The organism is Nocardiopsis sp. TNDT3 (genome assembly GCF_003427465.1).
Lineage (GTDB): Bacteria > Actinomycetota > Actinomycetes > Streptosporangiales > Streptosporangiaceae > Nocardiopsis > Nocardiopsis dassonvillei.
In genome coordinates this window covers 1-11,292 of sequence record NZ_QPFC01000270.1, presented here as the reverse complement: position 1 = coordinate 11,292, position 11,292 = coordinate 1, and the positions used below count along the sequence as shown (strand labels likewise).

The window sequence follows — 11,292 nt, the reverse complement described above, 5'->3', positions numbered from 1 at the left end:
CCACCGCCGTCACCGGTGCCACCGCCGCCGGTCGAGCCATCGTCACCCCCGGCACCGCCGCCACCGCCACCACCACCGGCCGCGACGCCGCCGTCACCGCCAGCCGTGCCTCCATCGCCTCCACCGGCGTCACTGTCGTCACTGTCACCGTTGTCGCCACCGCCGCCCGACGGCTTGTCCGAGGCCTTGCCGTAGACCTTCGGCGAGGGGGCGAACTCCTCCTCCGGCAGGTCCGCCACGGCCTCGCGCATGGTGGCCTGCCAGATCGGGCCGGGCAGCGTGGCCCCGTAGACGATGCCGTAGTAGCGGTCGCCGATGGTCACGCCCTGGAGCGTGTGCTGCTCCCCGCCCCGGATGTCGCCGACCACCACGGTCCCGGCCAGGTTCGGGGTGTAGCCCGCGAACCACGCGTAGGCCGCGCTGTCGGTGGTGCCGGTCTTGCCCGCCACCGGGCGTCCGATCTCCAGGCCGTTGGCGGTACCGCCCTCGAAGGTCTGCTGGAGCAGGTGGTTGACGCCGTCGGCGACCTCGGTGTCCAGCGCGCCCTCCTCGCACTCGGTGCCCATCTCGACCTCCTCGCCGTCCTCGCCCTCGAAGAGGACCGAGGCCACGGGGACCGGCTCGCAGTAGGTGCCCCGGGAGGCGAAGACGGCGTAGGCGCTGGCCATGGTGAGCGGGGAGACCTCCTGGTCGCCCAGGGTGAAGGAGCTCCACACCTGCAGGTCCTCGCCGTCCGCGCGGTGGATGCCCAGGCTCTGGGCCATCTCCGCCGTCTCGCACAGGCCGACGCGCTCCTGGAGCTGGGCGAAGTAGGTGTTCACCGAGCCCTTCGTCCCGCTGATCATGTTGTGCCTGCCGCCGTCGCTCTCCCCGGCGTTGCGCACGTCCCAGGGCGCCATCCTGCCGCCCTCGCAGTTCTCCAGGCCGCTCACCGTCGTGGACTCGGGCGAGGAGAAGCTGGTGTCGTACTTGAGCCCGGCGTCCAGGGCGGCGGCCAGGGTGAACGGCTTGAACGTCGAACCCGCCTGGTAGCCCAGCGACCCGCCGTCCTCGTGGTCCACGGACAGGTTGATCGAGGTGGTGCCCGGCTCGTCGTCGAAGCCGTAGCGCATGTTCTGGGCCATCACCCGCACCCGGCCGGTACCGGGCTCCACGAGGACCTCGGCGGCGAACTTGTGGGAGTCGCCCGCGGGGACGTAGCGCTCGATCGCCTGCTCGGCGGCCTCCTGCATGTCCAGGTCCAGGGTGGTGCGCACGGTGATGCCGCCCCGCTCCAGTATCCGGTCGCGCTCCTCCTGGGTCCCGGCGAGCGCGTCGGAGCCGCCCAGCCACCGCATGACGTAGTCGCAGAAGAAGGGCTGCTCGCTGCTGAAGCAGCTGCCCGCGCGCGGGGTCTCGTCCACCTCCAGGCCCCGGCTCTTGTACTCCTGCGCCTGCGCGCTCTCCAGGTGTCCGGTGGCGACCATCCGGTCCAGCACCAGGTTGCGGCGCTCGACGGAGGCCTCGGGGTTGGTGAGCGGGTCGTAGTACGAGGGCGCGCGCACCAGCGCCACGATCGTGGCGGCCTGCGCGGGGTCGAGCTCGGAGGCCGGGACGGAGAAGTAGCGCTCGGCGGCGACCTCGATGCCGTACGCGTTCTGGCCGAAGTAGGCGAGGTTGAGGTAGCCCTCCATGATCTCGTCCTTGGTGAGCTTCTCCTCCAGCTCGATGGCGTAGCGCAGCTCCAGCACCTTGCGGGTCAGGGTGCGCGCGTTGGCGCTCGCCAGCTCCTCCTCGGTGTCGGCCTGTTCCATGAGGAGGTTCTTCACGTACTGCTGGGTGATGGTGGACCCGCCCTGGGTGTTGCCCAGGACGGTGCGGACGGCGGCGCGCAGCGTGCCGCGCAGGTCCAGTCCGGCGTGCTCGTAGAAGCGGTCGTCCTCGATCGCCATGAGGGCGGCGGGCACCCAGGGGCTGATCTCGTCCAGCGGCACCACGTCGCGCTCGCGCTCGGCGACCTCGGCGATCGGTTCCCCGTCGACGTCGGTCAGCAGCACGCGCTCGGCGGGGTGCGGCACGGCCAGGTCGCTGGGCAGGGCCATGAAGGCCGCCGCGGAGTCCCTGGCCGCCAGGCCGAGGCCGCCGACCCAGGGCATGACCAGCGCCGCCGTGAGCAGACCGGCGACCGCGCCGGTTCCGGCCAGGCGCTGGACCGTCTCCCGGCGGTCCCCCGCCGGGGTCGGCTCCGACACCTTCCGGCGCAGGGCCTCGGCCCACCGCCGCACACGCGGACCCGCGGCGGCCGGTACCGCACGGGAGAGGGCCCCGCGCCAGTTCCGGCGCGGGGCCTCGTGCCGCCGCCCACGCGGCGGGCGCTGGTTGGACTCCGTCACGTCGCCCCCTACGGCCGTGTGCCGCCCCGCCCGCGGGACGTGCGGGCGGACAACTCCATCGACCACGGTCTCAGGGCGGACGCAAAGGGCAGGCCGGGTTAACGGGCGCGTCAGCGAAAAACTTCCTCAATGCCAAGCAAAGCACCGCAGAACGAACATATTTCTTCAATCACCACGAAACAGGCGCGTCACACACCCGGAGCAGGGAGGGAGAGCGAGCACCGAGGAGACTCCCGGGCCACGGATGCCCGAATCCGTGACAAAAGTTCCTTAGACGACTATTCGGTCACGCGCGGATGTCCGGAATACGGCCATACAGCTCGCGCGTGCATTCGGTCATCCCTACCCACCGCAGCACACCGTCCAACATGACCGATCAGTTTTCCGTCATTTCCACAGAATGCATCGGAAAACAACCACAGAGACACCTGAATCTGCTGCATCCTTATGACCGCTTTGAGAGGTTTACTCAGCAGAAACCCGACAAACACCGGCTCTTAGCACACGCATCCAGTGTGGCGAGGATCACAGAAATTATCCGGCCCTGGCACTCCGCCAAACACCACAAGAGGGCAGACGATAGACAGCGGAGGGCACCGAAGCCTTAATCCGGACAGTTTCTGTTCCGGATGCTCCGTGAACTCCGTCTTGCCCCGGATTAACTCCCGGTTATTTCCGCCTGCCGAAAAACAGCACGGTTCCGAACGTCGAACCACGACAATTACGGTGTAGCCAGTGATCGGACGCCTGCCCATCCTCGATATCTCTCCAGAGAACGACCTCGGACCGGTGAAAGCCGTTCCGGGCGAACGCTTCACCGTGGGAGCGACGGTGATCCGCGAGGGCCACGACTCCCTCGCCGCGGGCGTCGTCGTCTACTCCCCCGAGGGACGCCGCGAACAGCTCGTCCCCATGCGCGAGCACGCCCCCGGCACCGACCGCTACGAGGCCTGCGTCAGCCTCCCCACGGAGGGGACGTGGTCCTTCGCCGTCGAGTCGTGGACCGACCCCTTCGCCACCTGGCACCACGTCGCGGGCGTCAAGCTCCCGCTGGGCCAGGACACCGAACTCGTCCTGGAGGAGGGCGCCCGCCTGCTCGCCCGCGCCGGGCGACGGGTCCCGCGCCGCCCCTTCCTGAACGCCGCCGCCAAGGCGCTGCGCGACACCTCGATGACCCCGGTGGAGCGCTTCGAGGCGGCGCTCACCCCCGAGGTCCTGGCCGAGATGGAGCGCGCGCCCCTGCGCGAGCTGGTCACCAGGTCCAAGCGCACCAGCGTCGTCGTCCACCGCGAGCGCGCGCTGTTCGGCTCCTGGTACGAGTTCTTCCCGCGCTCGGAGGGCGCCCAGGTCGACACCGCGCCCGGCCAGGAGCTCTCGGGCACCCTCGCCACCGCGGCCAAGCGCCTGCCCGCCATCGCCGACATGGGCTTCGACGTGGTCTACCTGCCGCCCATCCACCCGGTCGGCACCACCCACCGCAAGGGCGCCAACAACGCGCTGACCGCCGGTCCCGGCGACCCCGGTTCGGTGTGGGCCATCGGGTCGGCCGACGGCGGCCACGACGCGGTCCACCCCGACCTGGGCACCCTCGCCGACTTCGACGCCTTCGTCGCCGAGGCCCGCGAGCACGGCATGGAGATCGCCCTGGACCTGGCCCTGCAGTGCTCCCCCGACCACCCCTGGGTGACCGAGCACCCCGAGTGGTTCACCGCCCGGGCCGACGGCTCCATCGCCTACGCCGAGAACCCGCCCAAGAAGTACCAGGACATCTATCCGCTCAACTTCGACCGCGACTTCGAGGGCCTGTACGCGGAGGTCCTGCGGGTGGTCGAGCACTGGATCGCGCACGGCGTACGCGTCTTCCGCGTCGACAACCCGCACACCAAGCCGGTCGCTTTCTGGCAGAAGCTGCTCGCCGACGTCGCCGACAGGCACCCCGACGTGCTGTTCCTCGCCGAGGCCTTCACCCGCCCCGCCATGATGCGCACGCTGGCCAAGGTCGGCTTCCACCAGTCCTACACCTACTTCACCTGGCGCAACGGCAAGGACGAGCTGACCGACTACCTCACCGAGCTGAGCCGGGAGAGCGCCCACTACCTGCGCCCCAACCTCTTCGCCAACACCCCGGACATCCTGCACGCCTACCTCCAGCACGGCGGTCGGCCCGCGTTCGCCGTCCGCGCCGTGCTGGCGGCCCTGCTCTCCCCCACCTGGGGCGTCTACTCCGGCTTCGAACTGTGCGAGAACACCCCCGCCGGGCCGGGCAGCGAGGAGTACCTCGACTCGGAGAAGTACCAGTACCGCCCCCGCGACTGGGCCGCGGCCGAGGCCTCCGGCGAGACCCTCACCGGCCTCATCACGCTGCTCAACCGGCTGCGCCGGGAGCACCCGGCCCTGCGGGAGCTGCGCAACCTGCGCTTCCACCACGTGGACCGGCCCGAGATCGTCTGCTTCTCCAAGCACCGGCCCGGAACCGGCCCCAAGGACCCCGACGACGCCGTGATCGCCGTCGTCAACCTCGACCCGCACCACGCACGCGAGGCGACGGTGCACCTGGATCTGCCGTCCATCGGCCTCACAAGGGAGGAGGAGTTCAGGGTGACCGACGAGCTGACCGGCCGTTCCTACACCTGGGGTGCGGACAACTACGTCCGTCTCGACCCCGCGGCCGGTCCCGCGCACGTGTTCACCGTCAGCGGCAGATAGCGGCCCCGGAACCAGCGCACGGGGCCCGGCGGAGCTGCTCCGCCGGAGCCCCGCCGTGTCCGAAACGCCTGTTGAACCGACGTCGAACATTCTTGGTGGGGAGCAGTAGATGAGCAAAGACGAGCCCGGCCCCGGCGGACACGGTCACGCCGAACACGGTCCGCTCGCCCCGGCCACCGGGGCCGCCACCGGCCCGCTGATGTCCTCCGGCGGCACCAGTGATCCCCACTGGTACAAACACGCCGTCTTCTACGAGGTCCTCGCCCGGGGCTTCTTCGACTCCAACGGCGACGGCACCGGCGACCTCGCCGGGCTGGTGCAGAAGCTGGACTACCTCCAGTGGCTGGGCATCGACTGCGTGTGGCTGTTGCCGATGTACGAGTCGCCCCTGCGCGACGGCGGCTACGACATCTCCGACTACTTCAAGATCCTCCCGGAGTTCGGCCGCACCGCCGACTTCGTGGAGCTCCTGGACGAGGCGCACCGGCGCGGGATCCGGGTCATCACCGACCTGGTCATGAACCACACCAGTGACCAGCACCCGTGGTTCAAGGCCTCCCGCGAGGACCCGGACGGGCCCTACGGGGACTTCTACGTGTGGTCGGACACCGACGACCGCTACGACGAGGCCCGCATCATCTTCGTCGACACCGAGACGTCCAACTGGACCTACGACGAGGTCCGCGGCCAGTACTACTGGCACCGGTTCTTCTCCCACCAGCCCGACCTCAACTTCGAGAACCCGGCCGTCCAGGAGGCGATCCTGGAGGTCCTGCGCTACTGGCTGGACCTGGGCATCGACGGGTTCCGCCTGGACGCCGTGCCGTACCTGTACGAGCGCGAGGGCACCAACTGCGAGAACCTCAAGGAGACGCACGAGTTCCTCAAGCGCGTGCGCGCCGAGGTGGACCGGCTCTACCCCGACCGCGTGCTGCTGAGCGAGGCCAACCAGTGGCCGTCCGACGTCGTCGACTACTTCGGCGACTTCGAGTCCGGCGGCGACGAGTGCCACATGAACTTCCACTTCCCGCTGATGCCGCGCATGTTCATGGCGGTCCGGCAGGAGCAGCGCTTCCCGATCTCGGAGATCCTCGCCCAGACGCCGCCGATCCCCCGCAACTGCCAGTGGGCGATCTTCCTGCGCAACCACGACGAGCTGACCCTGGAGATGGTCACCGACGAGGAGCGCGACTACATGTACTCCGAGTACGCCAAGGAACCCCGCATGCGCGCCAACGTGGGGATCCGCAGGCGGCTCGCGCCCCTGCTGGACAACGACCGCAACCAGATCGAGCTGTTCACGGCCCTGCTGCTGTCCCTGCCGGGCTCGCCCGTCCTGTACTACGGCGACGAGATCGGCATGGGCGACAACATCTGGCTGGGCGACCGCGACGCCGTGCGCACGCCCATGCAGTGGAGCTCGGACCGCAACGCCGGGTTCTCCAAGGGCGACCCGGCCCGCCTGTACCTGCCGCTGATCATGGACCCGGTCTACGGGTACCAGGCGCTCAACGTGGAGTCCCAGCGCGACAACCCCGGTTCGCTGCTGCACTGGACGCGGCGCATGATCCAGATCCGCAAGCGCCACCCCGTGTTCGGCACCGGCGCCTTCACCGAACTCAACGCCACCAACCCGAGCGTGCTGGCCTTCATCCGCGAGCACGGCGACGACCGGATGCTCTGCGTCAACAACCTGTCGCGGTACCCGCAGCCCGTGGAGCTGGACCTGGGGCGCTACGCCGGGGTCGCCCCGGTGGAGTGCGTGGGCGGTGTGCGCTTCCCCGAGATCGGGGAGCTGCCCTACCTGCTCACCCTGCCCGGGCACGGCTTCTACTGGTTCCAGCTGCCCACCACCGCCGACCGGGAGTCCGCGGGCACGAACCGGGACGGTATGCCGTCCTACGGACTGCCCGAGGCCGGGGCCCGGGTGCACGCCACCTTCGAGACCTCGCCGGTGTCGGCGGCCGCGGCCCGGACGCACGCACCGGACCATCCAGTGAGCACGACGTCCAGCATCCCGGCCGGGTTCTCCCCCGCGTTCGGCGACGGCGCCCGCACCCCCTCCCACGGGAGCGCGGTGCGCGCGTCGGGCCTCTCCGGCCCGGCCGCGGAGCGCACGGGCCGGGGTGGGGGCGAGAAGGGAAACGGGTCGCTCTGACATGTCCCAACTCGAAGAACTCCTGGCCGTCTGGCTACCGAGACAGCGCTGGTTCTCCGGCAAGGGGATCCCCATCCGCCAGATCCGGGTCGAGAGCAGGTACACGCTGGTGACGTCGGGCCCCGACGGCCCGGACCTGAACGTCCTGGTCCTCCAGGCCGGGCAGCGGGGCCGCAGTTCCCGCTACCAGGTGCTGCTGGGTTCGCGGCCGCCGCGCTCCCTGCCACCGGACCTGGCGCGCGTGGCCATCGGCGTGTGCCAGGTGGCGGGCGGCAGACCCAGGGTGGTCTACGACGCCGCCCACGACGAGGAGCTGACCCGGATGCTCCTGGAGCGGTTCGCCGCCCCCACCGGGGCCGAACCCTCCGGAAAGGTGCGCTTCCGCAGCCTGCCGGGCGACAGCGTCCGCACCGGGTCATCCGGGCGGCTGCTCACCGGCGAGCAGTCCAACACGTCGCTGGTCTTCGGCGAGGACTACATCCTCAAGACCTTCCGCAGACTCTGGCCCGGGCCCAACCCGGACCTGGAGCTGAACATGGCCCTGTCGGGAACCCCGTACGTGGCCCGGCCGTGCGGGTGGATCGAGGCCGACCTGGCCGGGCACTCCACACCCACGACGCTGGCCATGCTCCAGACCTACATCCCGCACGCCACGGACGGGTGGGTGCTCGCCACCGCCAACGTGCGCGCCCTGTTGGAGGGGCCGGGGGACGGGCGCGAGTCCGCGTTCACCGACGAGGCGGCCCAGCTGGGCCGCACCACCGCCGAGGTGCACCGGTCGCTGGCCCGGACCCTGCCCACGGACGTGCTCACCCCGACGGGCGCGGCCGAGATGGCCGACGCCATGGTGGAGCGCCTGGCGATGGCCAGCGCCGAGGTGCCGGAGCTGGCCGAGCACGCGCCCCGGGTGATGGAGGCCTACGCCGACTTCTCCGAGGTGGACGAGCCGCTGCCGATACAGCGCATCCACGGCGACTACCACCTGGGGCAGGCGATCCGGACCGCGTCCGGATGGGTGCTGCTGGACTTCGAGGGCGAGCCCACCGTGCCGGTGCGCGACCGCCAGCGCCTGTCCAGCCCGCTGCGGGACGTGGCGGGGATGCTCCGCTCCTTCGACTACGCGGCCGGGTACCTGCTGATCGGGCACCCGGGCGACCCCGGTCTGGAGTGGGCGGCCCGCTCCTGGGCCCGGCACAACCGGGAGGCGTTCTGCCGGGGCTACGCCGACGGCGGCGGGGCCGACCCGGAGAAGCACCTGGCGGTCCTGCGGGCCTTCGAGTTCGACAAGGCCGTGTACGAGGTGCTGTACGAGGCCCGGAACCGGCCGAACTGGCTGCGGGTCCCGCTGGAGTCCATCGCCACCGCCGCCGCGCCTCCCGTGCCCGGTTGAGCACGTCGGCGGCCGCCTCCCGAGCGCGGCGGCCGCCCCTTCGACCACCACGCCCCCCGATCCGTCCGCACGAGTACCACGGAGTCCGCATTGACCTCGCCGCGCAGCGAACAACGTCCGCGTGCCAGCGCAGCCAAGACTGCGACGAACGGGAAGAACCCGAAGAAGAAGGCCGTGGAGAGCATCCCGGTCGTGGAGGAGGTGTCGGTCGCCGAGACGGCGGCCGCGGTGGAACCCGCCGCCGGGAAGCCCGCGGGGGGCAAGGCGGCCAAGGCCGTCAGGAAGGCCGCGACGGCGGGGACCGGTGAGAAGGCCCCGGCAGCCTCCAAGGGCAGGGCCTCCGCGAACGGGAGGGCCGCAGCGAAGGGCAGGGCCGCGACGAACGGCAGGGCCGCGACGGCGAAACCACCGGCCGCCTCCCGGCGCAAGGGGCCCGACCCCGAACTGGTCGCCGCCCTGGACCGGCTGGTGGACGGCCACCACCACGACCCGCACGCGCTGCTGGGCGTGCACGCCGAGGGCCGGGGCACCGTGGTGCGGGCCCTGCGGCCGGGCGCGGTGGAGGTGCACGCCGTCCTGGCCGACGGCTCGCGGCTGCGCCTGGACCACCTGCACCGGGGCGTGTTCTCCGCGAAGGTGTCCCGGAGCAGGCTCGGCTCCGTGCCCGACTACCGGATCAGCGCCCGCTACGAGGACGGCGCCGAACACGTGGCCGCCGACCCGTACCGGTTCGCGCCGACCCTGGGCGAGCTGGACCTGCACCTGATCGGCGAGGGCCGCCACGAGGAGCTGTGGAACGCCCTCGGAGCGCACGTGCGGGTCGAGGACACCGCGATGGGCGAGGTGGCCGGAACCCGGTTCGCGGTGTGGGCGCCGGACGCGCGCGGCGTGCGGATGATCGGCGACTTCAACCACTGGAGCGGCGTCGGGCACCCGATGCGGAGCCTGGGATCCAGCGGTGTGTGGGAGCTGTTCGTGCCCGGGATCGGTGAGGGCGGCCTGTACAAGTTCCAGGTCCTGGGCGCCGACGGGCACTGGCGCGACAAGGCCGACCCGATGGCGCGGTGCACGCAGATGCCGCCCGCGACCGCCTCCGTGGTCACCTCCTCCACGCACGTGTGGTCCGACCAGGAGTGGATGGCCGAGCGCAAGGGCGTGGAGCAGCACCGGGCGCCGATGAGCGTGTACGAGGTGCACCTGGGCTCCTGGCGGCCCGGGCTGGGCTACGCCGAGCTGGCCGAGGAACTCGTCGCGTACGTGACCGACATGGGGTTCACGCACGTGGAGTTCCTGCCCGTGGCGGGCCACCCCTACGACGGTTCCTGGGGATACCAGGTGACCTCGTACTACGCGCCCACGCCCCGGTTCGGCACGCCGGACGAGTTCCGCCACCTGGTGGACGCCCTGCACCGCGCGGGGGTCGGCGTGCTGCTGGACTGGGTGCCCGCGCACTTCCCCAAGGACGAGTGGGCGCTGGCCCGCTTCGACGGGAGCGCGCTGTACGAGCACCCCGACCCGCGCCGGGGCGAGCACCCGGACTGGGGAACGCTGATCTTCAACTACGGGCGGACCGAGGTGCGCAACTTCCTCGTGGCCAACGCCCTGTACTGGTTGGAGGAGTTCCACGTCGACGGCCTGCGGGTGGACGCGGTGGCCTCGATGATCTACCTGGACTACTCGCGCGACTCCGGGGCCTGGGAGCCGAACGTGTTCGGCGGCAGGGAGAACCTGGAGGCGATCGACTTCCTCAAGGAGCTCAACACCACCGTCTACCGGCGCAACCCGCACGTGGCGATGATCGCGGAGGAGTCCACCGCCTACACGGGCGTGACCACGCCGGTGGACCACGGCGGGCTCGGCTTCGGGTTCAAGTGGAACATGGGGTGGATGCACGACACCCTGGAGTACGTCAAGAAGGAGCCGGTCCACCGCCAGTACCACCACGACGACGTCACGTTCTCGATGGTCTACGCCTACAGCGAGAACTACGTGCTGCCGCTGTCGCACGACGAGGTGGTGCACGGCAAGCAGTCGCTGTTCAACAAGCCGCCCGGCGACGAGTGGCAGCGGTCGGCGACCCTGCGCGCGCTCCTGGCGTTCATGTGGTCCCACCCGGGCAAGCAGCTGCTGTTCATGGGCGGGGAGATCGCCCAGGGCGACGAGTGGTCGCACCGGGAGGGCGTGCCGTGGTGGCTGCTCCAGTTCGAGCACCACGCGGGGGTGCAGCGCCTGGTGCGGACGCTCAACGAGGCCTACCGGCCCCGGGCCGCGCTGTGGTCCCAGGACACCGAACCGGCGGGCTTCACCTGGCTGGACGGCGGTGACCGCGAGGGGAACACGCTGTCGTACCTGCGCCACGGCGACGACGGCTCTGTGCTCGCCTGCGCGGTGAACTTCTCGCCGGTGCCCCGTACGGGGCGGCGGATGGGCCTGCCCTCCGGGGGCCGGTGGAACGCGGTGCTCAACACCGACGAGGCGCGCTTCGGCGGGTCGGACCACCCGGCGCCCGCCCGCGTGGACGCCGAGCCCGTGCCCTGGGACGGGCAGCCGTTCTCGGCGGAGGTCGTCCTGCCCCCGCTCGGCGCGGTCTGGTTCGAGCCCGGGTCCTAGGCGGTGTCCTCTCCGGGCCTTCGCTTCGCTTCGTCCCACCCGCCGCCCCGTACGGG

At 70.9% G+C, this 11,292-nt stretch carries 5 protein-coding genes; 4 read left to right on the top strand and 1 reads right to left on the bottom strand.

Going from position 1 to position 11,292, the window contains the following annotated elements; all coding sequences use genetic code 11:
• Positions 1 to 2,372: transglycosylase domain-containing protein (locus DQW06_RS07370; RefSeq protein ID WP_157983370.1), on the bottom strand; the 2,372-nt coding region annotated here is incomplete at its 3' end.
• Positions 2,373 to 3,107: 735 nt separating this feature from the next.
• Here DQW06_RS07370 and DQW06_RS07365 point away from each other — a divergent pair.
• The 4 genes from DQW06_RS07365 (at position 3,108) to glgB (ending at position 11,236) form a co-directional block, all read left to right on the top strand.
• Positions 3,108 to 5,078: an alpha-1,4-glucan--maltose-1-phosphate maltosyltransferase gene (locus tag DQW06_RS07365; RefSeq protein WP_013151305.1), complete on the top strand. Its 1,971-nt coding sequence runs from the start codon at positions 3,108 to 3,110 to the stop codon at positions 5,076 to 5,078.
• 109 nt (positions 5,079 to 5,187) lie between these two features.
• Positions 5,188 to 7,236: a maltose alpha-D-glucosyltransferase gene (treS, locus tag DQW06_RS07360; protein WP_117198193.1), complete on the top strand. Its 2,049-nt coding sequence runs from the start codon at positions 5,188 to 5,190 to the stop codon at positions 7,234 to 7,236.
• A gap of 1 nt (position 7,237) precedes the next feature.
• The gene (locus tag DQW06_RS07355) at positions 7,238 to 8,626 is read left to right on the top strand and encodes a phosphotransferase (RefSeq protein WP_013151303.1); all 1,389 of its coding nucleotides are present in this window, start codon (positions 7,238 to 7,240) and stop codon (positions 8,624 to 8,626) included.
• Between the two features lie 444 nt (positions 8,627 to 9,070).
• Positions 9,071 to 11,236: a 1,4-alpha-glucan branching protein GlgB gene (glgB, locus tag DQW06_RS07350; protein WP_210746078.1), complete on the top strand. Its 2,166-nt coding sequence runs from the start codon at positions 9,071 to 9,073 to the stop codon at positions 11,234 to 11,236.
• The last annotated feature ends 56 nt before the right edge of the window (positions 11,237 to 11,292 follow it).